The organism is Dokdonia sp. Dokd-P16, from assembly GCF_003095655.1.
GTDB lineage: Bacteria > Bacteroidota > Bacteroidia > Flavobacteriales > Flavobacteriaceae > Dokdonia.
On the sequence record NZ_CP029151.1, the window covers coordinates 1,530,313 to 1,556,450 of the forward strand.

The 26,138-nt window shown below is 37.1% G+C and carries 23 protein-coding genes and 1 tRNA gene; 12 read left to right on the plus strand and 12 right to left on the minus strand.

Features of this window, described 5'->3' with window-relative positions; all coding sequences use genetic code 11:
- Positions 1–38 precede the first annotated feature (38 nt).
- Positions 39–413, minus strand: a complete 375-nt coding sequence (locus tag DCS32_RS06955; RefSeq protein WP_239057575.1) for a GIY-YIG nuclease family protein — start codon at positions 411–413, stop codon at positions 39–41.
- A gap of 291 nt (positions 414–704) precedes the next feature.
- Between DCS32_RS06955 and DCS32_RS06960 the strand changes: the two genes are divergently transcribed.
- Positions 705–1,607 carry a histone deacetylase gene (locus DCS32_RS06960; RefSeq protein ID WP_108877607.1) on the plus strand — a complete coding sequence of 301 codons (903 nt, stop codon included), beginning with the start codon at positions 705–707 and terminating at the stop codon, positions 1,605–1,607.
- A gap of 138 nt (positions 1,608–1,745) precedes the next feature.
- Here DCS32_RS06960 and DCS32_RS06965 read toward each other — a convergent pair whose 3' ends face one another.
- The 7 genes from DCS32_RS06965 to DCS32_RS06995 all read right to left on the minus strand — a co-directional run bounded on the left by DCS32_RS06965 (position 1,746) and on the right by DCS32_RS06995 (position 12,963).
- On the minus strand, positions 1,746–4,232 hold the full coding sequence (locus tag DCS32_RS06965; protein WP_108877608.1) for a ligase-associated DNA damage response DEXH box helicase: 2,487 nt from the start codon (positions 4,230–4,232) through the stop codon (positions 1,746–1,748).
- A 65-nt stretch (positions 4,233–4,297) separates the two neighbouring features.
- Positions 4,298–4,660: an endonuclease domain-containing protein gene (locus tag DCS32_RS06970; protein ID WP_108877609.1), complete on the minus strand. Its 363-nt coding sequence runs from the start codon at positions 4,658–4,660 to the stop codon at positions 4,298–4,300.
- 145 nt (positions 4,661–4,805) lie between these two features.
- Complete coding sequence (locus DCS32_RS06975) at positions 4,806–6,431, minus strand: ATP-dependent DNA ligase (protein WP_108877610.1); 1,626 nt, start codon at positions 6,429–6,431, stop codon at positions 4,806–4,808.
- Positions 6,428–7,456 carry a ligase-associated DNA damage response exonuclease gene (locus tag DCS32_RS06980; protein ID WP_108879257.1) on the minus strand — a complete coding sequence of 343 codons (1,029 nt, stop codon included), beginning with the start codon at positions 7,454–7,456 and terminating at the stop codon, positions 6,428–6,430. Before DCS32_RS06980 ends, DCS32_RS06975 begins: the two co-directional genes overlap by 4 nt.
- A gap of 125 nt (positions 7,457–7,581) precedes the next feature.
- Positions 7,582–7,893, minus strand: coding sequence for a hypothetical protein (locus DCS32_RS06985; protein WP_108877611.1), 312 nt, complete (start codon positions 7,891–7,893; stop codon positions 7,582–7,584).
- Positions 7,894–8,050: 157 nt separating this feature from the next.
- Positions 8,051–10,480: a hypothetical protein gene (locus DCS32_RS06990; protein ID WP_108877612.1), complete on the minus strand. Its 2,430-nt coding sequence runs from the start codon at positions 10,478–10,480 to the stop codon at positions 8,051–8,053.
- A 59-nt stretch (positions 10,481–10,539) separates the two neighbouring features.
- Positions 10,540–12,963 carry a hypothetical protein gene (locus DCS32_RS06995; RefSeq protein WP_162533609.1) on the minus strand — a complete coding sequence of 808 codons (2,424 nt, stop codon included), beginning with the start codon at positions 12,961–12,963 and terminating at the stop codon, positions 10,540–10,542.
- Between the two features lie 116 nt (positions 12,964–13,079).
- Here DCS32_RS06995 and DCS32_RS07000 point away from each other — a divergent pair, with 116 nt between their 5' ends.
- Positions 13,080–13,466 carry a DUF2721 domain-containing protein gene (locus DCS32_RS07000; protein WP_108877614.1) on the plus strand — a complete coding sequence of 129 codons (387 nt, stop codon included), beginning with the start codon at positions 13,080–13,082 and terminating at the stop codon, positions 13,464–13,466.
- A gap of 34 nt (positions 13,467–13,500) precedes the next feature.
- On the opposite strand, the gene DCS32_RS07005 is transcribed toward DCS32_RS07000, so the two are convergent.
- Positions 13,501–13,581: transfer RNA gene (locus DCS32_RS07005), tRNA-Leu, on the minus strand.
- 147 nt (positions 13,582–13,728) lie between these two features.
- Here DCS32_RS07005 and DCS32_RS07010 point away from each other — a divergent pair.
- The 5 genes from DCS32_RS07010 to DCS32_RS07030 all read left to right on the plus strand — a co-directional run bounded on the left by DCS32_RS07010 (position 13,729) and on the right by DCS32_RS07030 (position 18,465).
- Positions 13,729–14,670 carry a ribose-phosphate pyrophosphokinase gene (locus DCS32_RS07010; RefSeq protein WP_108877615.1) on the plus strand — a complete coding sequence of 314 codons (942 nt, stop codon included), beginning with the start codon at positions 13,729–13,731 and terminating at the stop codon, positions 14,668–14,670.
- Between the two features lie 26 nt (positions 14,671–14,696).
- Positions 14,697–15,332: a 50S ribosomal protein L25/general stress protein Ctc gene (locus tag DCS32_RS07015; protein ID WP_108877616.1), complete on the plus strand. Its 636-nt coding sequence runs from the start codon at positions 14,697–14,699 to the stop codon at positions 15,330–15,332.
- 137 nt (positions 15,333–15,469) lie between these two features.
- Positions 15,470–16,099: an aminoacyl-tRNA hydrolase gene (pth, locus tag DCS32_RS07020; RefSeq protein WP_204161818.1), complete on the plus strand. Its 630-nt coding sequence runs from the start codon at positions 15,470–15,472 to the stop codon at positions 16,097–16,099.
- Between the two features lie 2 nt (positions 16,100–16,101).
- A complete protein-coding gene (locus tag DCS32_RS07025) occupies positions 16,102–17,031 on the plus strand; it encodes a bifunctional riboflavin kinase/FAD synthetase (RefSeq protein WP_108877618.1) in 930 nt (309 codons plus the stop codon).
- 9 nt (positions 17,032–17,040) lie between these two features.
- Positions 17,041–18,465, plus strand: coding sequence for an HTTM domain-containing protein (locus tag DCS32_RS07030; RefSeq protein ID WP_108877619.1), 1,425 nt, complete (start codon positions 17,041–17,043; stop codon positions 18,463–18,465).
- 191 nt (positions 18,466–18,656) lie between these two features.
- On the opposite strand, the gene DCS32_RS07035 is transcribed toward DCS32_RS07030, so the two are convergent.
- From DCS32_RS07035 to DCS32_RS07045, 3 genes are all read right to left on the minus strand, one after another.
- Positions 18,657–19,346: a hypothetical protein gene (locus tag DCS32_RS07035; RefSeq protein ID WP_108877620.1), complete on the minus strand. Its 690-nt coding sequence runs from the start codon at positions 19,344–19,346 to the stop codon at positions 18,657–18,659.
- 93 nt (positions 19,347–19,439) lie between these two features.
- Complete coding sequence (locus tag DCS32_RS07040; RefSeq protein WP_108877621.1) at positions 19,440–20,003, minus strand: hypothetical protein; 564 nt, start codon at positions 20,001–20,003, stop codon at positions 19,440–19,442.
- A 157-nt stretch (positions 20,004–20,160) separates the two neighbouring features.
- Positions 20,161–20,688 (minus strand): hypothetical protein, encoded by a 528-nt coding sequence (locus tag DCS32_RS07045; RefSeq protein WP_162533610.1) that lies wholly within the window; start codon positions 20,686–20,688, stop codon positions 20,161–20,163.
- Between the two features lie 420 nt (positions 20,689–21,108).
- Between DCS32_RS07045 and serS the strand changes: the two genes are divergently transcribed.
- From serS to rsmA, 5 genes are all read left to right on the plus strand, one after another.
- Complete coding sequence (gene serS / locus DCS32_RS07050) at positions 21,109–22,380, plus strand: serine--tRNA ligase (RefSeq protein WP_108877623.1); 1,272 nt, start codon at positions 21,109–21,111, stop codon at positions 22,378–22,380.
- Between the two features lie 70 nt (positions 22,381–22,450).
- Positions 22,451–24,244 carry a tetratricopeptide repeat protein gene (locus DCS32_RS07055; protein ID WP_108877624.1) on the plus strand — a complete coding sequence of 598 codons (1,794 nt, stop codon included), beginning with the start codon at positions 22,451–22,453 and terminating at the stop codon, positions 24,242–24,244.
- Between the two features lies 1 nt (position 24,245).
- Positions 24,246–24,899 (plus strand): hypothetical protein, encoded by a 654-nt coding sequence (locus DCS32_RS07060; RefSeq protein WP_108877625.1) that lies wholly within the window; start codon positions 24,246–24,248, stop codon positions 24,897–24,899.
- Complete coding sequence (locus tag DCS32_RS07065) at positions 24,899–25,207, plus strand: DUF4286 family protein (RefSeq protein WP_013750480.1); 309 nt, start codon at positions 24,899–24,901, stop codon at positions 25,205–25,207. The genes DCS32_RS07060 and DCS32_RS07065 overlap by 1 nt, the downstream gene beginning before the upstream one ends.
- A complete protein-coding gene (gene rsmA, locus DCS32_RS07070) occupies positions 25,207–26,073 on the plus strand; it encodes a 16S rRNA (adenine(1518)-N(6)/adenine(1519)-N(6))-dimethyltransferase RsmA (RefSeq protein ID WP_108877626.1) in 867 nt (288 codons plus the stop codon). Before DCS32_RS07065 ends, rsmA begins: the two co-directional genes overlap by 1 nt.
- Positions 26,074–26,138 lie beyond the last annotated feature (65 nt).

The window sequence follows — 26,138 nt, forward strand, 5'->3', positions numbered from 1 at the left end:
GTTATATCGAATACACAAATTCCTGAAAAGTATAGTGCTTAGAATACTTCATTATTTAAGCTCTCCCAAGTAGGATTAACAGTTTCTATAAGCTGATTTTTCTTTTGCCTACTCCACCTTTTTAGTTGTTTCTCTCTGGCAATAGCATCTGTTGCATATTGAAAACCTTCATAGTAGACGAGATCATAACAATTATACCTTCTAGCGAAAGAAATTTTGCTGTTTTCAGAGTCAAAATAATGCTGGCTAATTCTTCTTTGGATATCATTTGTTACACCTATATACACAGTCGTTCGGTATTGATTTGTAGTTATGTAGATGTAGAAATTGGTAAACATAATAGATTGTAAATCATAAATATAGCGTATTTGTAAGAAAGCATTCTTGTCACCTCGAGCGTGTCGAGAGGTCACACAACTAGCTTTTTATGCCCTTACTCCTATGCGATTTCTCGGCAGACTCGAAATGACGAGCGATTGTAATCTCGACGCAAGGAGAGGTGACACAAGTAGTTTTTTGTATTTAATTGTTTTGCATACTGATATGCAATTTCTCGACAGGCTCGAAATGACAAGCTTTAGTCACCTCGAGCGTGTTGAGAGGTCACACAAGTAGCTCTTGGATACGCTTACTCATATGCGATTTTTCGACAAGCTCGAAATGACGAGTGATTGTATATTTGTATACTCACTACAATATACTTAATGCTCAAAATCGCCTTTCACCACATCTACAAACATCCGCTTCCAGAAGGACATCGTTTTCCTATGGAGAAGTATGATTTGCTTCCTAAGCAGTTAGTATATGAAGGTACGTGTGATGCAGATAATTTCTTCGAGCCTGTACAGGTAGCTCACGAGCATATTTTGCGATGTCATACTACAGAGTATGTAGAGAATCTCAAAGCGCTAGCTATCGACCCTAGAGCACAGCGAAAAACCGGTTTTCCGCTCTCACAAGAACTTGTAGATCGCGAATTAATCATCACTCAAGGTACCATAAATGGGTGTCACTATGCGCTAGAAAATGGCATTGCAATGAATATTGCTGGTGGTACACACCACGCTTATACAGATCACGGAGAGGCATTTTGTCTTCTCAATGACCAAGCGATTGCTGCGCGATATTTACAAGCAAACGAGCTTGCAAAAAAAATTCTCATTGTAGACCTCGATGTTCATCAAGGTAATGGAACGGCAGAGATTTTTGCAGGTGACGATTCGGTGTTTACGTTTTCTATGCACGGTAAGGCAAACTATCCTTTTAGAAAAGAAATCTCAGATCTTGATATCGCACTAGAGACCGATACAAGCGATGCGGAGTATCTCGATATTCTCAAAAAAACATTGCCTAATCTTATTAAAGAACAACAGCCAGATTTTATCTTCTATCTATGCGGAGTCGATATTTTAGCGAGTGACAAACTGGGTAAATTGGGATGTAGTGTAGAAGGTTGTAAAGAGCGCGATCGGTTTGTGTTACAAACCTGTCACGATTTAAAAATTCCCGTACAATGTAGTATGGGCGGCGGCTATTCTCCAGACATAAAAGTGATAATTGACGCACACGCAAATACTTTTAGAGTCGCACAAGATATTTATTTTTAGGTCCTTGAGTTATATAGAGGAGAGTGAATTTCTTCTACTTTTAAAGCTGCTAAATCTAGGGTTTTGAATCATGTAAAACAGCTATAACTCGATAAAAATAGATGATTCAGCGCTTTTTTGCCAAAGTAAAAAAATCTACTAGAGTCCCCTTCGGGGGTTGGGGGATTTCATCAACTTCGCGGTCATTTTCTTGATCCTATCGGCTAGTTTTTCGCTACTCAATTTTTCGCGTAAGCGGTCCGTAATTATTGGAAAAGATAAAGGCGTAGGTTGCTCGCAATCCATCCATACAATTTCTTGCGTCTCTATGCGCTCAAGGGCTTGTTGTAAACGGCCTTCTTCAAGTTGGTGCTCAAAGGTTTCTGTAAATGCCTGCTGAAACAGTAGATTCTCTGCCTCATAATCACGGAACACATCAAAAAACAACTGACTACTACTTTGCAAGTGTTTCTGTTTGATTTGCTTGTTTGGAAAACCAGTAAAAACAAGTCCAGAAATCACCGCAATATCTCTAAATTTTCGCCTGGCCATCTCTGTAGCATTGAGACTATTCTGCAAGTCATCGTGCATATATGCCGTCGTAAATAGGTCGTTATCTAGTAGCTGCTGTATGTCTATAGGTTGGTCTGAAAGCAGCTCAAAACCATAGTCATTAAAGGCGAGAGAGAAGGTGATAGGATCTAGCAAACTAAGACGGTACCCAAGTAAACTTCCCATTGCTTCGTGCACAAAACGACCTTCAAAAGGATAAAATACGTGATGATAGCCATCGCGCGTTTTAAAAGTCTCAATGAGCAGTTGCTCATCACTCGGGATGATGCTCTCTACCTTTTGCTGTCTAAAAATATGCTCTAGCGCATTAATCTCAAGAGACCGCTTTCGCGAAAGCGAATTCCCTGTATAAAGTTCCTCCCTTAACAGCTGCGACATCTGGCTACTTAAAGTGAGCCTACCGCCCATCCACGAAGGGACTTTATTAGTTTTCTTAGAGCTGTTGCGCACGTGCACTTCCATATTTTTAATACGGATAAATTCTAGGTTGCGACCAGCAAAAGTAAACACATCACCACGCGTTAACTTGCTTATGAAAAACTCCTCTATGGTACCAATGTAACCCCCTTTTTGATATTTGACTACAAGATTTGCATCGCTTACAATCGTACCTATTTGCAGGCGATGACGCATTGCCACCATACGAGAGTTGACTTTAAATCTGCCGTCCTCAAGAATCTCCACCTTCTTATACTCATCATAAGCTTGTAGGGATTGCGCACCCATCGTCATAAAATTGAGACACCATTCCCATTGCTCTTTTGCCATTACTTGAAAGCAAAACGTAGTCTGTATCTCTGGCCAGATATCTTCGGGTAAAAATCCGTCAGATACTGCTAGTGTCACGAGATATTGAATCAGTACGTCAAAACTATTGAGGTACGGAATTCTATCTTCTACCGTGTTTTCCTTTACAGCGCGTTGCAAGGCAGAAGCTTCTACCAGCTCAATGGCGTGTGTAGGCAAAAAGTAAATCACACTCTCCTTACCAGGGCTGTGACCAGATCGCCCAGCACGTTGTAAAAAGCGAGCGACACCCTTCGGGCCGCCTATTTGGATGATGGTTTCAACAGGTGCAAAGTCTACTCCGAGATCAAGGCTAGAAGTACAAACTACCGCCTTGAGAGAGCCGTTGCGAATGGCGCCCTCAACCCACGTGCGCGTCTCTTTATTGATACTCCCGTGATGCATTGCAATTTCACCAGCATACTCAGGATGTGCCGCAAGAATGCGCTGAAACCAGATTTCACACTGGCTGCGCGTGTTCGTAAACAGTAAGGTCGTCTTGCTGTTGTTGATAATGGGTACGACGTACTCAAGCAAGTGCAATCCCAAATGACCACGCCAAGGAAAGGTTTCCATCTCGTCTGGAATGATTGACTTAACAGTAATTTTTTTGTTGATGTTTGCTTTGATAATTACGCTTTCGCGAAAAGCGTCACTCTCATAGCCCAGCAGTACTTCTCGAGCTTGCTCAAGATTTCCAATCGTTGCCGAAATACCCCAGAGACGCATAGCTGAAGCGACAGTTTTCAATCGGCTCAAGGCGAGTTCCATTTGTACACCGCGCTTAGTCCCTAGAAGTTCGTGCCACTCATCTACTATTACGGCAGAGCAGTCTTTAAAGACTTTCTCATACCCTTTTGAGGCAATTAAAAGCATCAAGCTCTCGGGTGTGGTGATGAGCAAGTCTGGCATAGAACGTTTTTGCTTGGCACGTTCAGATTGTGGTGTATCTCCATTGCGTATTCCTACTGTCATTTGTGTGCCGAGATCTTGTGTGATGCGAGAAGCCGAAAGCTCAATCTCATTAGAAAGCGAGCGCAGCGGAGTAATCCAAATAGCCTTTAGTCCTTTTTTATGTTTGGTCTTGTAATCAGGGTTTTGCTTTATGTAATTGAGAACTACCGGAAACCAAAGTGCATACGTTTTACCACTACCCGTAGGTGCATTAAGCAATCCATTTTTACCCGAAAGAAACGCCTTCCACGTTTGTTTTTGAAATGGAAAAGGTTTCCAGTCTTGCGACTGGAACCAGTTATTTGCGATATCGAGTAGTTCTTTTTGAGTCATATCAATAAAGTTCCCCTCCTTGAAAGGGAGGGATGGCCACGCCCTAAGCGTGGACGGGGTGGGTGTTACTTAAAATTATCACTAATATCTTTTAAAACACTTGGTAAAAGATCAAAAACCATTTTGTTTTCAAAACGAATTACTCGTAGTCCTTGATTTTTCAAGTATTTTGTTCTCATTTCATCGTACTGTTGCGCCTGCTCATTCATATGTACTTGACCATCTAGTTCAATAATTAACTGCTCTGATGCACAGTAAAAATCAACGATAAAGGGCCCTATGCCGTGTTGTCTTCTAAATTTTTTATCCTCAAGCTGTTTGCGTTTTAAGTGTGACCACAAAAATGCCTCTGCTGGAGTCAAATTACTTCTCAATTCTTTTCTAAATTTCAAAGTTTCTTCTGGATTGTGAAGCTTTTGCTTTTTCATTTTTATTTTGGCTTTTACCCCATCCGACCTAGATCTTCTAGGTCACCTTCCCCTTTCTGGGGAAGGAGCTTTTGTTTAACTCTTTAATCTTTAAAAGCTTCCCATTCTTAACCTGGAGATATTCGGACATTGCTTTCTTGCATCATTATTTTGTGGGCGGGAGAGATTCCTTCGCTGCGCTCGGAATCATCCCTTTTAAATCCTCTAGTGTATTTGCATCTTCTATTTTTTTGTCGTGTCGCCAGCGTAGCATTCTAGGGAAACGAGTGGCAATACCACTCTTATGTCTTTTTGATAAAGCTATTCCCTCAAAAGCAATCTCAAACACGTGATGAGGTGTTACAGATCTAACTGGCCCAAAACGCTCTAGTGTGTTTTTTTTAATCCAGTTATCTACTTTTCTAAACTCGGCGTCTGTAAGTCCAGAGTAGGCTTTTGCAAAAGTAACGAGCTCGGTTTTATCTTCATTCCATAAACCGAAAGTGTAATCTGTAAATAAATTACTTCGTCTACCGTGGCCACGCATTGCATAGGTGAGCACAGCGTCAATAGTGAGTGGATCTACTTTCCATTTCCACCAGTCGCCTTTTTTACGACCTACGCGATAGGGGCTGTCTTTGCGCTTTATCATTAATCCTTCAGAGCGCATCTCTCTACTACGGTCTCTTTCTTGTGCCATTGCTTCCCAACTATCAAACTCCATTGTTTCAGAAATACCGATAGGCAGTTCTTTATCTGTGATATTGCGATATAACGATTCAAGGATTGTTCTCCTTTTCGCGAAAGCGGTTTCACGCAAGTCTTTTCCTTCCCATTCTAGAATATCATAAGCTTTGATAATTACAGGCACTTCTTTGAGCATTTTCTTGCTCACGGTTTTCCTTCCGATACGTGCTTGCAAATCATTAAATGTACCAATCTGCCCATCATAAAAAGGCAGTAACTCACCATCTATGACGGTTCCGTCTGGTATGTGCTCTTTGAGAATCTCTAGTTCTGGGTATTTATCTGTCACTAGCTCTTCACCGCGACTCCAGATAAAAATATCGCCATTACGAAAGATGGTTTGTGAGCGTATACCATCCCACTTATGTTCGGCAAGAAAGTCTGTCACATCACCCAGCGCCGAAGGTTCATCTTCAACTGCATAGGCAAGGTAAAATGGATAGGGTCTTGAAAACTCTTGGCTTGCATCTTCCTCGATTACCAAATCATGGAAGGTAACCATCTGTGGTTTCCAGTCTCCCATAAGTTTATAAGCTAGTACATCTTCTTCTATGTCTGTCGCTTGTGATAATGCGCGTGTCATCAACTTTTGACTCACGCCTATTCTAAAGCCTCCTGTAATTAGTTTTGTAAATACAAAACGTTCATAATAGTTGAGGTTTGCCCAATTGTCAAAGAGGTATTCCTTTTTCTCTTCATCAGTTTTTTTCCTTAGAGCAATCATTTCTTCTAAAAACTGGGTAAGTGACTTCTCAGAAGATGCTGTTGCTGCCGGAACCACAAGTGCAATCGTTTCTGCAAGGTCACCCACGATGTGATAGCTCTCTTCAAAAAGCCATAATGGAATGTTAGATAGTTCGCTCGCCCATTCTCTAAGTAAGGTTGTGTTTACAGGCCTTGGAGGGCGACGGTGTGATAGGATGGCAATCGTCCACACCTTATCTTTATCTGGCGCCTCGGTAAAATAATGAGCAAGTGCTTTTACCTTCTCATTAGTTTTATTTGTAGAATCGAGTGTTTTTATAAGTGCTGCAAATAGTTTCATATGCTAGTTTCCTCCTCCTCTTTTTTTGCATCCCCTTCGGCTAATTCGCCTTCATATTGTGTTTCTTCCGTGCGAGCATCATAACCTATGCTACGTAAATATTTGGAGAATATATCTGTGTATCCGTGAGTACAAATGATTTTTTCGGCACCTGTAGCTTCTATACTTTGTAGTAAACTAGGCCAGTCACAGTGATCACTTAGCACAAAGCCTTTGTCAATCGCTCTGCGTCTTCTTGCTCCTCTAAAAGCCATCCAGCCGCTAGCGCTTGCGGTTACGTATGGCACCATCTTGCGTATCCACGTACTGCCGTGAGTAGCTGGTGGTGCTAGCACGATACTTCCTTTAAAATCTTCTTTTTTGGTATCTCTAGTTATTAATTCTGTTGCTGGCATATCGATCATAGGGCGCAGTACTTCAGTCATTTTTTCGATAGCGCCGTGGGTGAGTATCTTTCCTATAGTCGGGTCAAGGTGTTTCAATAATCGTTGTGCTTTACCTAAGCTGTAAGCAAAAAGTACAGAGCACTTTCCTTCGGCTTTGTTTTGCGCCCACCAGGTGTTTATATCGTGCATTACTTCGGCTTGTGGTGTCCACTTGAATGCTGGAAGTCCAAAGGTGCATTCGGTTATAAAAGTGTCGCATTTTACGGGTTCGTAAGGTTGAGAGATACCATCTACTTCGGTTTTATAATCGCCTGTAAATACCCACACTTCGCCTTTGTGTTCTACACGTATCTGACTAGAGCCTGGAATGTGACCAGCGGGATGAAAGGTGAATTTTACATTGTTGATATTTACGCTTTCGCGAAAGCGTACCCCAGAAACATTGATATCTCCCAACCTATGAGAAATGATAGGAACGTTACTCTCGTGAGTGATATACTGTTTATGTCCCCAGCGACTGTGGTCTGCGTGGCCGTGTGTGATGAGGGCTTTATCTACAGGTTTCCATGGGTCTAGATAGACCTTTGCGGGTGGGCAATAAATACCCTTGTCTGTAAATTCTAAAAGTGGTTTTTTCAAGCTATTTTTCTTTTTCATCTTAAAGATACGAGTCAGAATACCTTTACATTAGGGTTTTAGCAAAACTTTAGGGCATAAAAAAGCCTCTTTTTGCAAGAGGCTTTTAGGTGTTATAAGTTCAATTATTATTCGATTACTTCTAAGTGAAGAATGATTCCATCACTTGAGCTATCTTCAGATTTGTCTATGGTTTTATAGTGAACTAGATACTCTAAACCTACATTATCATTCTTTGTAAGTAGCTTACCATTAATACTGGTAGTAGCATCTATTTCTAAAATTTTCGGCTCATTTTCGCCATCTGTAAAGAAGAAATATCCTCCTTCATAAGCATCAAATACAAGGTGCTCTGTAAATGCTTCTTTAGAATTTTCTATTGCTGTAAAAGGGCTTATTCCTAATAATATTGTGCTGAATAATATAAGTATGGTTTTCATAATATCGATGGTTTAGTTAGCTTCAGTAAAGTGTTTTAAATGCTTTCTGAGTATAAATATAGTGCTAGACTTAGCCTATCGATTTTTAATTAACCATTGTTTGTGAGGGAATGTTAAGGGTATGGAAAATTAACATTCTTTCATTAAACATAGATTATTAGTTTTCTGTATTTTCTAATTGAAGTACTTCAGATTTAGAAATTACCGCTCCATCTTCACTTATTCCCTCTATAAAGAGTGTGATAGATTTAGTATTTGTATTGATAATATTAAAAGTGCTAACCTTGTTTTTATTTAAGATTACTTCTGGTTCCCAATGAATTGTGCCATAATTTATAAAGCCTTTATCATTCAATACGGTATATGCTGGATTGTAGAATTTTTTAGCAACAGAATACCCTTCACGTATAGCGTAAGTGAAAATGTTGTTTTGAATTTTTTTCTTAGTAGTCGTGGATGGTAAATCAATATTGAAATTACGTCTAGAGTATAATCTTATAACACCATCACCACCTCTTGAACCACTTCTAGAGTCAAACTTGTTAATGTAATAGCTTTCAATAAAATCTGTGCGAAGTCCATATAGTATGTCTAGATCTAACAACTCTACATCATCCAAATAGACTAAGGGAGCACGAGCGCCAGAAAAACCTGAAATTCTACGTGATGAAATAGAAATTCTACTTGTTGAACCAAAGGATAGCTCTTCTATAACTACATAACCATTCTGGCGTATCACATCTGTAACAAAAGGATATAATATGGTATCATCCTCAGTAACAACTTTAATTTCATTTTTCAAATATGAAGGAACATTAGGATTATCAATTATTTCGGATTTCTTTTTTTCAAATTCTAATATAACTTCGTTTAGTTCAATAAGCGATTGGTCAATCATTTGAGGCACTTCTATCTTTTCTTCTTTTATAGGTTTTCTAATAGGGATTTGCTTGGTTGTGGTTGAAGTAATATTGATAGGATCCACACGATTTGTTTCTTCATAAACGAAGAGACTTGGTCTAGATAATTGTCCTTTATTATTGATTAAGGAAAAGGAGATTTTCTCATCTTTTTTGGTATACAAGCCTCCTAAAGCAAACATGTTGTCCTCAGGTTTAATTGTTAAACCTTCATTGTAGAGAGTGGGGTGTACATAAATATTTTCCTTTGATCCAATGTTTCTGTTTAGTTTACCTACTACGGTAGTTCCTTGTTCAAAATCAAAATCTTTTTTTGGAGGATTATTTTCTATATTCTCCCAAGTGTATGTGCTCCAGCCTTGAGTAAGGAGTAGTAGATCGAGCTTATCTTTGTTGTCGTTTTTGCTATTAAAATATTGCTTAGGGTTTTCTACAGTACCTTGTATATAAGGTTTTAAATAAAATGAGCTAAGTATATTATTTTCTGGATCGTAACCTTTAGTATTTGTAGGAAGAACGGAAATACTAAGGTTTTTTTTAGAAATGTTTTTTCCTAAGTTATTTAAGGTGATTGTGATAGAATCTGATTTTTGATTGATTAGGGAGGACACCTCTACATCAAAATCAAGTTCATCTGCCCAATTAAAGTAGAGTCTCTCTGATAAAGGATTATCATTAGCATCAAATAAAGTAATAATATTCATCCCAGAAAATAGGGAAGATTTACTCACTACAAATGCTGAGATATTTGCTTCTTGATTAAGAGGAGTTTTAATTTTTTTTGCAATTCCATTTTTATGTAGTAAAACATACAAACCTTGGCGGTTTATAGTATTCCTTATTTGATAGTTACTTTTAATTTTTATTGATATTTCACCCTCATCTTCGTCAACTATTGCAATGCTCGGTATCGTGTTTACTACGTTTGGTAACGGTACAGCTATTTCCGTATTATCTTCAAAGGTAAAGTGTGCTGTATATGTTTGCGTAGGTACAGGGATAATATCAAATGTTGCAAACCCGTAGGGTTTACTTTTTATTTGCAGAAGATCTATACCATTTTGATTTCTTATTGTTCCGCTTTTGAAAGAAGCTCCAAATCCATCCTTATCTAGAACTTTTACACCCACGGTATTAGTTGTGCTATGTATCAAATGACCTCCTTCTGGCAGTAATTGAATGTCGTACGCTTTTTCTTTCTCTATATTGTTGCCCGACATTTTATTACTGACAATGGTTATTTTTTGCATGAACGAGTCATCTTCCTTAAAATTTTTCATCCATTGCGTAGAGCCTCTCAAATAATAGGTGCCACTCTGCATAGTGGAATCTATTTTAATGTTACCATGGCTTACTCCATTATCGACTACAAATTTTTCTGATTTGAACAGTAATCCGTCAGATTTAAAAATATCTATATATAAGGTTGTTTTTTCTGAGAAAGATTTTTCTAATTGTCTAGTTCGTAAGTAAGCCTTAAACCATATCTCTTCATTTTCTGTAAAATGAGTTTTATTTAAATGGATATAAGCACTTTGTCTAGGCAATTCAAAATAGGAGCTATAGTTTTCTATTAATTCACTCTTATTTGATTTTTGGGCGAAAAGAAAGCTTGTAAATAGAAATAAACTAATAGTAAAGAGTTTGAAGAATAATTTTGAAAACATGTTTTTTGATTGAGATATCTGATGATTAAACAGATTGTTAATAATTGATGAATTGAAATTTAATTTGAGTTATGAAGGTTTAAAGTTTTAATGGTAGAAATGAGCAATCCATCAAGAGTCATGCCTTCAATATGAACCATAAGTTTTTTAACACTAGTGTCTTTAATGTTGAATGAGGAAGATTTCTTGCCGTCTAGAATGAGCTCTGGTTCCCAGTGAATAACTCCAAAATTTGTAAAAGCTTTACTATCATAAGTTGAGTAATCAGGTTGTATGAATTTTTTCTCTTTTTCAAAACCCTTTTTTATTGGGTAAGCAAAAACTTCTGACATATTAGAAATTTCATTTTTTGAATCTGATTTTATAGGCTTATTTAAATTACGTCTTGTATAGATTCTAATAACACCTCCAGTCCCGTTTACGCCTTCCGAGGCTCCATTTCTTTGAAAATAAAAGCTTTCTAGGTCTTCTGTTCGTAAGCCGGTTAAGATGTCAAAATCTATTAACTTAACATCATTAAAATAAATCACAGGTTGTGGAAAAGCTCTTTCAGATCCACCACTTCCTAATCCAAAAGATTGTTGAGTCCGTACTCTTATTTGTACACGAGTTGTGCTTGCAAACTGTAAATCTTCTCTTACAGTATATCCTCTAGATCTAATAATATCTAAAAAACTAGGTTGTTTAAAAACAAGGTCTTCTGTAACCACTGTGACTTTATTCTTGAGAAAGGAAGGAACTAAAGGGTTGCTAGACTCGTATGAGACCTTCTTCTTACCAGTTAGTATAACCTCATTGAGTTGTTCTATATCATCAAAATTAGAAACGATAGGTAGTATCTTGGCCTCATTAGAGAATGAATAAGTTTTATTGTACGTTTCTGTTATAAAATCTTTCTCTAAAATATCCGATGAGAGAATGCTGAGTGATGGTTTTGTTAATTTACCTCTACCTGAAATAATTGAAAACTGTAAAGCTTGCTCTGTTTCAGGAAATATCAAAGGAAGTGTAAAATCGCCCTTTTCTAATTTTAGAGTTTGTGCAGGATACGTAGCGCCTGCATGCAAAAAAAGCTGTTCATTACTTCTTAGCTTCTTGTTTAATGTCCCCTTGATTGATACTCCTTGTGAGAAAGTGTATGTTTTCTTTGGAGGATTATTTAATATTCTCTTCCATAAATACCTGCTTTGCCCTTGTGAGATTAGTAAAGCATCAAGTTCTAATGAGTCTATGATGTTTTTTGAAAAATAACGATTGTAAGAGATAGTTTGATTTTTCAAATAGGGTTTTAAATAAAATGCAGATAGTATGTTTTGTGAGGGCGTATTACTTATGGTTTCAAATGGTAAGACAGATATGCTCAAATTTGAGAGTGAATTTGATGTTTTTTTAGATAGCGAGATAAGAAGAGAGTCGGTTTGGGTTTTTGTGATAGTTGGTTTTTGGATTTCTTCGTATTTGATACCGTCAGTATTAAAATAAATGCGCTCTGCAATGGGCTCGTTACTGTCATGAAATAAGGAGAAAATATTTACTCCTTGCTGTAATTGAGATTTATCAAATAAATAAGAGGCGTAGTTTACATCCTTAGGTATTGTTAGGTCTATTTTTTTTGCCATTCCATCCCTATGGATTAATAGGAGTAATGTGTCATTAGTGATTGATGTTGACGTTTTCTTATCTAATCTTAAGGTGATGGCTATCTTATTCTTTGAGTGGCTTGCGATAGCCAGTCCTACAGCATTTTTTTTTGGAGGAGCTATCTTCTGTAGCTGTTTACTTCCATCTTCATATTCAATTTCTAAAGAATATTCAAATGTAGCTCGAGGCGAAAATGTTACAACGGCGATATTGTTTTTGCCAGGGGTAAATGTTGTTAAGTGATACCCATATTGATCCTTGATAATTCCTTTTGTAAAGGGTTTTGAATAGCCGTGTTCATCAGAAACTCTTATCGCAACATTATTTGATACATCATTTACAAGGGATCCACCTTCTGGAGTAAATTCTATTTTTTTAACTGATGATGTGTTGCTTATATCCTTACTTACGCTGCCGTTGTAGATGGTTATTTTTTGCTGAAAAGAATCGTCCTCATAAAAATTTTTCATCCAATTTGTAGATGCTTTAATGTAATAGCTTCCACTTTGAAATGAAGAATCTAATTCAAAGTGACCGTTCCCAAATCCGTTACTGGAAATAAACTGCTTTTTGATTACCTGATTCCCTAGGGAATTATAAATACCAACGATTAGATTTGTGGTTTCAGAAAATGGTTTTCCCGTTTGCCTATTATAGATGTACGCTTTAAAATAGATGTCTTCCCCAGTTATGTAGGTCGTTTTGTTTAAATGTAGAAAGATGCTCTCTCTTGGTAGTTCAAAATAATTACTATAAACAGTGCCTAGCTCTTGACTTTTCACTTGATGTGAAAATGAGAGAATTATAATAATGAATATTAAAAGCCTTATTTTTTTCAGCATTGTTTATATTGAATACTAAAAGTAAATAACTCACTCAAATAAAAAGCAGTCAGTACTGTTAAGTTAATTGAGGGTAAACTTATTGCTAAGCTGTAATTTTGAGAAAAAGAAAAAAGATGAACCTTTCCTTAAGTATTCCCGCATTGCTATTTCCGGCAATATCACTTACGATGCTAGCTTATAATGCCCGTTATCTTGCAATTGCAGGTTTGATACGTAGCTTACATGCTTCTTATCAAGAAACGCACTCAGAAGGAGTAGGACTACAGGTTAAAAAGTTAAGAAAACGCCTTACGATTATTAAAAATATGCAGGCCGTAGCGATTGTGAGCTTTCTACTCGCGGTAATTACGATGTTCTTAATTTATATAGAAGAGGCTTTTTATGCAAAAATCGTTTTTGGGATTAGTCTTTTTGCACTAATGCTATCACTTATACTTTCTTTAATTGAAGTTCAGCTTTCTACAAAGGCACTTTCTATACAGCTGCGAGATATGGAATAAAAAAAGCCTCAATCGTTACAGATTGAGGCCTTTGTACCTAGGATGGGAATCGAACCCACACTTCAAAGAAACTCGAGTTTGAGTCGAGCGCGTCTACCAATTCCGCCACCTAGGCTTTTTGGAAGTGCAAAATTAAAGAATAATTTAAATTACAGCGTATAAAACATCATTTATTGTACTGCTCTACTCATTTTTAATTCCTATTTTTGCACCTCCTTAGAGGGAAAAGAATTGTAATTAAACCATTTAACTGTCACAACAGATGACCGCTACCGTACCGCAACCGAAGATATTTGCTTGTCAAAACAGCAAACCACTGGCCGAAAAAATCGCAAAAGCCTTTGGGCAGCCGCTGGGTAACGTCATAACATCGACATATAGTGATGGAGAATTCCAACCTTCTTTTGAGGAATCTGTACGTGGATCACGTGTATTTATTATAGGAAGTACCATGCCATCATCTGATAATATGATGGAAATGTTATTGATGCTAGATGCTGCAAAGCGTGCAAGTGCAAGACACATAACGGCAGTGATACCTTATTTTGGATGGGCGAGACAAGACCGTAAGGATAAACCTAGAGTGCCTATAGCTGCAAAGCTTATGGCAAGCCTACTGGAAACAGCAGGTGCTACGCGTATTATCACTATGGACTTACACGCAGATCAAATACAAGGATTTTTTGAGAAGCCAGTAGATCACTTATTTGCTTCTACTATATTCTTACCTTATTTAAAAGAGCTAGGATTAGAAAATCTTACAATTGCTTCTCCAGATATGGGAGGTAGTAAGAGAGCTTATGCATATAGCAAGGCGATGGAGAGTGACGTAGTTATATGTTACAAACAACGTGCAAAGGCAAATATAATCTCACATATGGAACTTATAGGTGAGGTAAAAGGACAGCACGTGGTGCTTGTAGATGATATGGTAGATACTGCTGGAACCTTAACAAAGGCAGCAGATTTAATGATAGAAAAGGGTGCGCTTAGTGTACGAGCGATCTGTACCCACGCTATTTTAAGCGGTAACGCTTATGATAAAATAGAAAACAGTAAACTGGCAGAATTAATTGTAACAGATTCAATTCCTAAGGAACACAAAAGTGGTAAAGTGCGAGTGATAACTTGTGCACCACTTTTTGCAGATGTAATGCACCGTGTAAATAGTAACACGAGTATTGCTTCGAAGTTTATTATGTAATATTTTTTTAACTATAATTATTTAATATGAAATCAGTTTCGATCCACGGATCTAAAAGAGAAAGCGTAGGCAAGAAAGCTACAAAGGCCTTACGTAATGCTGGACTGGTACCTTGCGTTGTATACGGAGGGGACACGCCATTGCATTTTAGCGCACCAGAACTAGCGTTCAAAGAATTGGTATACACTCCAGACGCGCACACAGTAGAAATCGAATTAGACGGTGTAACCGTAAAGGCGATTCTTCAAGATATCCAGTTCCACCCGGTAACTGATCGTATTTTACACATAGACTTCTACCAGATTTTTGAAGGTAAAGAAGTAACTATGAATATCCCAGTTCACTTTACAGGTAACTCTCGTGGAGTAATGAACGGTGGTGTTTTACGTAAAACTAACCGTGTATTACGTGTGAAAGCACTTCCTAAAGATCTTCCTGATTACTTAGTTGCAGATATCACAAACCTTAAAATAGGTAACAAGTTATACATAGGAGCTTTACCACAAGAAAACATAACTCTTATGCACCCTGATAACACAGTAGTGTGTCAAGTTAGAACTTCTCGTACAGCTATCCTTGATGCTGACGATGATGATGATGAAACTGAAGCTGGAGATGTTTCTTCTACACAAACAGATGATGCCGCTGCAGTAGCAGAGTAATCAATCCGTTATATTTAATACAAAAGCATCTCGTTCTTCGAGATGCTTTTTTTATTTTTATACGATAGTAATAAGCAGTGTCTTTAACGTAATTAGTAAAGCCTTGACGCAAATTACATTCTAACAAACAGCAAATGATGCGCTCTTTTTTCGGTAGATTATTTAGAAAAGTAACGATAGAAGAGGAAGCAATAGACCCCATGAAAAAATTTCTTATCGTTGGTTTAGGAAACATAGGTCCTAAGTACACAGAAACTAGGCATAATATAGGATTTAAGGTGGTAGACGCTTTCGCGAAAGCGCAAGAAACCACTTTCGAAACTGAAAAACTAGGTGACATCGCGCGTACCAAAATAAAAGGTAAAACCGTTATCTTATTAAAGCCTAATACCTTTATGAATTTAAGCGGTAAGGCTATACGATACTGGTTGCAACAAGAAAAAATCCCTGTAGAAAATCTTCTAGTAATTACAGATGATTTGAACTTGGAATTCGGAACCATAAGAGTGAAAACCAAAGGTTCTGCTGGAGGACATAATGGACTAAAGGACACGCAGGCTCAACTTAATACTTCTGCATATAATAGATTTCGTTTTGGCATAAGTGATGCGTTTTCAACAGGACGTCAGGTAGATTATGTGCTAGGAGAATGGACGCCAGAGGAGCAAGCTAGTCTTCCGGAGCGACTGGATATGAGTTGTGAGGTAATCACTTCTTTTGTGAGTGGAGGAATTAATAATACAATGAACGCGTACAACGGTAAATAATCTTGAAAACTCACAATAGCGCACATACATTTAGCTCAGAAAAAGGAACTGTCGTTACGATAGGTACCTTTGACGGAGTACATTTAGGGCATCGGCAGATTATTAATAGGCTTAACGAAAGTGCGCGCGCAAATGACTGGGAGTCGTGCGTACTTACCTTTTTTCCGCACCCTAGGATGGTGTTACAAAAAGACACTTCGCTCAAGCTTATAAACACCATAGATGAGCGAGCGCAGTTGCTTGAAGGTCTAGGTCTAGATCACCTCGTGATTCATCCTTTTACCTTAGATTTCTCAAGGTATCATGCGGAGACTTTTGTTGAGGAGATTCTTGTAAATTCTCTTAATGCAAAGAAAGTAATTATAGGATACGATCACCGTTTTGGACGCAATCGTAATGCAAATATTGAGGATCTCAAACGTTTTGGAGAACAACTAGGTTTTGAGGTGGAAGAGATATCAAAGCAAGAACTAGAAGATGTAGCTGTAAGTTCTACAAAAGTGCGTAAATCACTAGAGGTAGGAGACGTTGCACTCGCAAATAACTATCTCGATCAAGCATTTATGCTTACGGGAACCGTTGTAAAAGGCAGGAGTCTAGGTAGAACGATAGGGTATCCTACCGCAAATCTAGACATAGCCGAAGATTATAAACTAATACCCGCGCAAGGCGTTTATGTTGTGCAGTCTCGTATTAATGGAGGCGTTGTCTACGGAATGATGAATATAGGCACAAACCCAACAGTAGGAGGAAGTGCGCAAACTATTGAAACCTATTTCTTTGATTTTAGTAAGGACTTATATGGACAAGAGCTAGAGATACAATTGCTAGACCGTATACGTGATGAGAAAACCTTTGCGAGTATAGATGAGCTTGTAAAAGCGATGAAAGAGGATGAGAAGTATGCACGCGATTATATAAATAAGCTCTAATCAAATAAGATGTCACTTAATAAGCTACTCTTTACTAGAATAGATAATAACGCGCTCATTGTGTTTCGTGTTTTTTTTGGTTTTCTTATTACTTGTGAGGCTTGGGGAGCACTTGCTACCGGGTGGGTGCGACGTATTCTCGTAACACCAGAATTTACTTTTAACTTTATAGGTTTTGACTTTTTACAAACATTTCCAGGACCTGGGCCACAAATGTATGCGTGGTTTGGTTTAATGGGAGTCTTTGGGGTGATGGTAATGCTTGGTTTTAAATATCGTGTAGCGATTATTGGCTATGCAATCATGTGGAGTACCGTGTATTTCATGCAAAAAACCGCTTATAATAATCACTATTATCTATTGATGCTGCTTTTGTGGATTATGGCTATACTTCCTGCAAACGCTGCGTTTTCTCTTGATGCACGCTTTCGCGAAAGCGTAAGAAATATAAGTATGCCACGCTGGGTAACCTTGTTTATCATTCTCCAACTGTGGATTGTGTACACCTACGCGTCTATTGCCAAAATATATCCAGACTGGCTAGATGCGACCGTACCAGAAATATTAATGCGTGGTAAGAAAGATTACTGGCTCGTAGGTAGCGTGCTTCAAAAGGACTGGACACACTGGATTATTTCTTATGTAGGAATCGCATTTGATGGCTTGATCATCCCATTATTGTTGTGGAAACGTACGCGTACTTGGGCATTTTTTATATCTATATTCTTTCATCTTTTTAACTCTTTTGTGTTCCAGATTGGGATTTTCCCTTATATGTCACTGGCATTTACGGTATTCTTTTTTGAGCCGAGAACCATTCATAATTTGTTTCTTAAACGCTGGAAACCTTTTTACGAGCGCAGCGATACTAACTCTTACCATCAAGAAATTACAACTGATTCATTTAGTGGCTCACCTCAAACTTTAATCATCCCAAAATATAAAACAGCAATGCTCACTGTATTTGCGGTGTATTTTGTAGTGCAAATTGGCCTGCCACTGCGACAGCATTTTATACAAGATAATGTATTATGGTCTGAGGAAGGACATCGCTTGAGTTGGCGTATGATGCTCCGCTCTAAAGGTGGAACAGTAACGTTTACGGTAGAAGATAAGGCAACCGGAAAGCGAACTACACTAGACCATAAAGAGTACCTCACAAAAAACCAACAGCGCAACATCAGATCAAAACCAGATGTGATATGGCAATTTGCACAATACATAAAACAGCTCAAAAAGACAGAAGGGCAAGATGTAGCGGTCTACGTAAAATGTAGAATTCGCATAAACGGCCGTAAATCTCAGGAGCTCATAGATCCAGGAGTGGATCTGGCGAGTGTAGACTGGAACTGGTTTTCTCACAATCCTTGGGTGCTAGATAGCGATGGTTATCTGGATGATAAGGGGTTGTTTTCTAGTTTTGGAGGTGACTAATAAAAGTACTCTCCCATACAATCTAGAATTTATTTTTAAAATCTAGATTATAGAGGAGAGTTTGAATTTTTATGATTTTGCTACTACATGAAAGCCTGAAAGATAGATTTAATAGTTTCTTGTAATACCTGATATCTCAGGTTTGGGCTATCCCATTAATACATTGATACAAGGATGTACTTATTTGATATTTAAAGTGCAACCCACTCATTAAACGTTAAGTGGGAAGGCTGAAAAGCAACGCCGGTAATATTCATAGCTACCATATCATCTTTCATTTTTTCTGACACAAAATATCCGAATCCACCTTCAAGAGGACGCAAAATAAAAAAATCTTGCTCTAAGTTGTCGATTAATTTTATTTTAGAGACTTGGAGTATATTTCTATCTACTCTTTCTCTTTTTTGTAATTCATTAAAATCACAATAACTGCCTACTTCTAAATCAACTAAAATAGTACCACCCTCCGCTTTTCTCCTGCGACTCTGTATATGACTATCTTTATAATTAATGAATTCTGGATGAGTTTCAAAAGGACTCATTACCCAATAATCATCAAGCTCTTCTTCTCCATAAATAATAGGGGATTTGAAAAACTCTAATCCACTTTTTTGATGTATTTCAATTAAAGACTTTAATTTACCACTAATTAGTAGTTTGGCGGTATAACCTTGCCCTGAGGTACTTATAAGATCTGTAATTTTAGCTTTTTTGTCTAAAATTCCTATTGATGTAATTGGATCAAACGATGCTTTTTCAAAAAAAACGCTATCTATAAATCTTTTATCGTCAACTCTACATCTATGTTTCACTTCATTAATCTGAGTAAATTTGCCTACAATTTTTCTATCTGTACTGTGTCTAATTCGGTAATAGTTCATTTTTAAAAAGTTAAATCATTGAGATAAAAGTGAATATAGAATAAGATAGCGAGTTTAATATACTTTTGCGTCTCATAAACAATATAGTCTTTTCTACTGCATCACTCTATCTAAAACAATAGAGTGTGGTATTACAACCTCATATTCTCCTTCTTTTTTTAATAATACTTTTTCATTTTCTACGTAAGGGCTCAAAAGGCTTAGACTATTTCCTCCTGCCATAAAAATTAAATATGATGGAGAATTAGATCTTAGGTTACAAAAATTAAATAAATAAAACATATCGATATGAATTTTAAACGGAGAGGGTACAAGACATTGACCGTTATTTTTATTTATATCGTTATATACTGTAATACCATTCTTAATATATTTAACTTCTATATCTGCAGTATCATAATATGCATTTTCAAAGTGACTTACTTTTTCATCATATTTTATTTTGTATTTAGGTATTATTTTCAAAGTCAAAGTGTCAGATGCATTCGTCCAAAGCCATTGTCCCTTCAATCTTTCAAAGCTTCTGTTTTTGTCTTTCATATAAAAATCTTTTTTTGAGATTTTTTTATATGTTGGTTTATGAATGTCTATAATTTTTAGTTTTGAGCTACAAGAAGAAAATAAGAAGGTGCAAAATAATAGTTTAAGTATTTTCATTTTCTACTTGTTTTAAGGTTTAAACCAACTATCTGCATCGATATGCTGTTAGAGTGATTAAAAATTCAGCCATGAATATGTCTTTGCTACTTGAATCCGTTATATTTAAATATGTATTGAAAGAGCTGTAAGAATACCATAGTCGCTTAGAATTATGTTATGACATTGATATTCCTATAGATTTTTCATAAATCCATTTTGCATTTTCTTTTTTCAAAATTATAGCTTGTTCTGAGCTATCTAGAGGATTGCGAGTTAATCTAATAAAAATTATAGCTTTTGTATTATTCTTGTTAAGAAATAATTTACTCGTTTGAAGTAATATTCCTTTATTAGGGTTGTTGTATTTGAATATTTTTTGATCTAAAATTTCATTGTTTTTGATCTCAAAGTTTTTACATTTTGATGCTTGAAAAAAATCAACTAAGGATGTTTTTTCATACTTTCTTTTATTAAAATCTTTATTGATTTCTTTATTTAATTTATCAAAAAAAGGATCAATTTCAGTATTCCATACATATACTTTTAAGGGTTGTATACTATCAGGGCGGGTATCAAACCTATAAGCTGCTTTACCATTTTTAAATTCTTTTGGTGTGGGAATAACATCCAATCTAATATCCACTTTAATTTTTTCTAGATACTCGCATAAAAAATTATCTGGTATGACAGTTTTTTCACTCAAATCATTACAGCTTAAATATAAAAAAAGAAAGGGTAAACAAAGTTTAATTACAAGGTGGTTCATTATTGTCATTTAATACATTAGTATATAGATTAGCTAGCTCATTAAGCTCGGAGTGATTTATGTAATTAGCACTTAAACCAAAATCATTTTGTGTATGATTAATAGTGGTAATTCTACAAAATATATCCGCGTGAATATAGTCGTGCAATAGCTCTAACAACATCTAAACCAGAAATTGAAGCTGCTAGTTATGTGTTAACCTCAAAACTACATCACCTCACATTAACTATGTTACGGATTTCCTTTATTTGAGTAAAATTTTCATTTCTAGAGAAATAAAAAAATCTAAGCCATCTGTAACTGTATACTTAAGAGCATTTCCTTAAATTTACCTTTTCCTTTAAAAACCATTCCACTATGCTAGAAGTAGCACACATTAGAGAAAATAAAGAAGCTTTCGCAACAGCGTTATCTAAAAGAAATATAGACGCCGCAACCTTACTTGATCAAGTAGTGGCGGCAGATGATCTTCGTCGTAGTTCGCAAGCGCAACTTGATGAAGTACTTGCAGATAGTAATAAGTTTTCCAAAGAAATAGGAATGCTTTTTAAGAGTGGAGAAGCTCAAAAAGCTAATATTCTTAAAGAAAAAACTGCAGGTCTAAAAGAGCAATCTAAAACCCTTCAAGAGCAATTAAACACTGCTTCTGAGGATTTGCAAAACTTGCTTTATCAAATCCCAAACATTCCACATGACAGTGTTCCTGAGGGTAACAGTGATGAGGATAATGAAGAAATCTTTCGCAAGGGAGATATTCCTGAGTTGCATGAAGCAGCACAGCCACACTGGGAGCTTGCAAAGAAATATGATATTATTGATTTTGAACTAGGGACTAAGATTGCTGGGGCTGGTTTTCCAGTGTATAAAGGCAAAGGAGCACGTTTACAACGTGCGCTTATCGCTTACTTTTTAGACAAAAACACAGAAGCAGGATATACAGAATACCAAGTGCCGCACCTTGTAAATGAGGCGTCAGGTTTTGGTACTGGCCAACTTCCAGATAAGGAAGGGCAAATGTATCACGTGACCGAAGATGATTTATATTTAATCCCTACGGCAGAGGTGCCAGTGACAAATATGTTTCGCGGTGATTTACGCAACCATAATGAGTTGCCTATTACATGTACGGGGTATACGCCATGTTTCCGTCGTGAGGCAGGATCTTATGGGGCACACGTACGCGGGTTAAACCGTTTACACCAGTTTGATAAAGTTGAGATTGTACGCATAGAGCGCCCAGAAGATAGTGCAGCTGCACTAGACGGGATGGTAGATCACGTAAAAACAATACTTGATGAGTTAGAATTACCATACAGAATCTTACGTCTTTGTGGTGGTGATCTTGGGTTTACAGCGCACCTTACCTATGATTTTGAATTATTTTCTACAGCGCAAGATCGTTGGTTAGAAATTAGTTCTGTGTCTAACTTCTTGACATTTCAAGCAAACCGTTTAAAACTTCGTTTTAAGGATGAAGATGGTCAGAACAAGCTTGCACATACACTTAATGGTAGCTCACTAGCGCTGCCACGCGTACTTGCAGGAATTCTTGAAAACTGCCAGACGCCAGAAGGAATAAAAATTCCTAAGGCATTAATCCCTTATTGCGGATTTGATATGATTAACTAATAACGCATTAACAGTGATAAGAAACGTGTCAGAGCAATTGCTATGGCACGTTTTTCGTTATCTTTAGGATATGAAGAAAAATTGGTTTTTAATACTCATCTGTGTGTTTGGTTTTTTCGCTTGCGCGAAAGCGCAAACAGAACAACTTGCTCGCAACTATGCAGATCAAGGTGAGTTTGAGAAGGCCATCATTTCTTATAAAAAAGCATTACTCAAGCAGAAAGGCAATCACATACTCATCACAGGTCTTGTGAAAAGCTATCAACAGCTAGAAAAATACAAAGAAGCCGAAAGTGCGCTTATCGAAAACCTTGCAGCTACTCGCGATAAAGGTTTTTATTATGTAGAGATAGGATACAACCATCAATTACAACAGCGAGATTCTATCGCTCAGGATTATTATAACCAAGTAATTGCAGGCATAGAAAGTAATACTATGAGTGCTTATCGTGCTGCTCGTGCATTTCAAGAGCACAACTTGCTTACAGAAGCTGTTCAAGCCTATGAGATTGCGATGGCTAATAATCCACGAGCGAATTATAATGTCCAACTAGCGAGACTCTATGGGGAGCTAGGAGAGGTGGAGAAAATGTTTAATGCCTACTTAGACCTAATTAATAAGAGTGAAAACTATGTGCAAGCCGCACAACGCAATTTTGCGCTTTATGTAAATGATGATCCGCTTAATGAAGCCAACATTATCTTTAGAAAGACCTTGCTAAAGCGATTACAAACAGAACAAAACGTACTTTATAATGAGTTGCTCAGTTGGCTTTTTATACAGCAAAAGGATTATAGAAAGGCATTTGCACAAGAAAAGGCTATTTATCGTCGTACAGAAGGAAGACATGAAGGCATCGTAAATCTTGCCGAAATTGCGATAGAAGAAAATGCTATTGAAGATGCAACAGAGATATTAGAATTTCTAAGAGATAACGTCGTTGCGGGTAGTGTTAAGCTTTATGCAGAGCAACAGTTAATACAGCTAGCGGTAAAAACGGCAGTCACGGCCGAAGATAAAGCGGTTGTTAAAACACGTTTTGAAGCTTTACTAGATCAATATATTAAGAAAGAATACACCGTGCCTTTGCAGATAGATTATGCACATTTTCTTGCATTTAACATGGAGCAGCCGGATGAGGCAATTGCATATCTTAAAAAAGGAATTGAAATCCCTCGTGATAGATTTGACCACGCTCGTCTTAAGATGGAGCTAGCAGATATTTTGGTGCTCACAGAGAAGTTTAATCAAGCACTTATCTATTATTCTCAAATTCAGAATGAGATCCAGAATAATGTGATCTCGCAGGAAGCAAGATTTAAGGTGGCAAAGACTAGTTATTATAAAGCAGATTTTGACTGGGCAGAGTCGCAACTCAATGTTTTAAAAGCTGGGGCGACACAGCTTATTGCAAATGATGCCCTAGAGTTATTACTCGTTATTAGAGATAACTCCATGGATGATAGTTTACAGACGGCACTTAAAAAATATGCTAGGGCAGATTTACTTGCTTTTCAAAACAAGTCTGAAGAGGCTATCGCATTATACGATGATATTTTGGAGAAGCACAAGGGAGAAAAGATAGAAGATGAGGCTTTGCTTTCTCAGGCAAAATTGTATGAGCGTAAAGAAGCTTTCGCGAAAGCAGAAAAAAATTACCTCACAATCATAGAATATTATAGCGATGGTGTACTAGCAGACGATGCTTATTATCGCCTAGCAAGATTATACGAAGGACCACTTAATGAGCCAGAAAAGGCAAAAAATAATTACGAGCGTATTATTTTTGACCTAGCAGACAGCATCTATTATGTAGAGGCGCAGAAGCGCTTTAGGAACTTGAGAGGCGACGCAATTAATTGATATGGCAGAAAAGAAAAAAATAGACTGGCTCAATCATTTTCTGGAATTTATTGTGGTTGTTATTGGTATTTTGCTTGCTTTTCAGCTCAATACGTGTTCTCAAGAAAGGAAAGAGGGTGAACTTGTAGATAAACACATTGAAAATATAATCGATGAAACTGTTTACAATCAGAATAACGTAAAGAGGAGTTTAAAGTCTTCTAATGCTATGCTAGCGCTAGTAGACACTCTAGCTGTAGTTGTAAATGATAAACAACGCCTTGAACGTGAGTACTGGCTAAGTTTTAAGTTACTTGCGGCAGATTATCTTTATATTAAAAAGAATGCTTACAATACACTTATGGCTACTGGCGACGTTAGGTTTATAGAAGATCCAGTACTTCAAAATGATATTATAGGTATTTATGAATATTATGGCTGGGCAGAGGGAGTAGATGAACAGAGTCGGAGTACAATGACAGAATATTATTATCCTTATCTGATAGATTATTCAAATATGACTTCGGATACACTGGAAAATACAGCTCCTTATGAGACTCAGAAATTTAAGAATATCCTAGCGTCATATGGATACGCTTTAAGAGAACGAATTAAAAAACAAGAGGATCTTGATAATGTAATTCAAGAATTTTTAGAAAAATATAAAAAGAACTAATGCTTATATATAACGTTACCATAAACATAGAAGAATCTGTAGAAAAAGAATGGCTAGCCTGGATGCAGCAAGTGCATATTCCAGAAGTGATTGCTACAGGTAAATTTGTAAAAGCATTAATGACTAGAGTGCGCACGGAGGAAGAAATGGGCGGAGTGACATACTCTGTTCAATATGGTTGCCCTAGCCAGCAACATCTAGATGCTTACTACGAGCAAGATGCAGATAGACTAAGACTTGCGAGTAATAAGTTTGCTGGTAAGTTTGTTGCTTTTAGAACAGAACTAGAAATAATCAGTCAGCACTAATGGCGAAGCATAGCTCAAAACGTAAGTTTGAAAAGCCACATGCACATCGTGATACGCACGATCAAGGCATTAAGGCAAAGAAGCACTTAGGACAGCATTTCTTAGGAGATGAATCTGTTGCAAAAGATATAGCAGACACCCTTACTTATGTGGGATATAGTCATGTGCTAGAGATAGGTCCTGGTACGGGAGTACTTACAAAGTATCTTCTTGAAAAGCCTACGCACCTTAGTGTGATGGATCTCGATAGAGAATCTATAGCTTATTTACAGAGTGCTTTTACACTAGAGCATAAGCTCAATGATGAACATTTTACGGTTCTTGAAGCAGATTTTTTACGATATGATCTCGATACAATATATCCAGGAGAGCAGCTAGCTATAACAGGTAACTTTCCTTACAATATCTCTACGCAAATCGTATTTAAGACCATAGAACATAAGGAGCGCATACCAGAGTTTACGGGAATGTTTCAGAAAGAAGTGGCCGCCCGTATTTGTGCAGATCATGGTAGTAAGACCTATGGAATTATGTCTGTGCTAGTACAAGCTTTTTATGATGCAGAATACCTTTTTACAGTACCTCCTACCGTATTTATACCGCCACCAAAAGTGGATAGTGGTGTTTTACGCTTAAAGCGAAAAGAAGGATACCAAGATATAGGTTGTGCACAAGAGATGCTATTCAAGGTTGTAAAAATGGCTTTCCAGCAGCGCAGGAAGACCTTACGAAATAGTCTGAAAGGAATGGGATTAAGTGATGAGTTTAGAGAGCGAGAAATCTTAACAAGAAGACCAGAACAAATATCTGTACAAGAATTTATAGCACTTACGGCAGCAATTACAGAAGATATTGCTACTTCATAAATTCTATGAGGTAACTATTCTATCTCCGTAAGCGCTTTTCCTATATTTGCCCAACTACCAAAAAT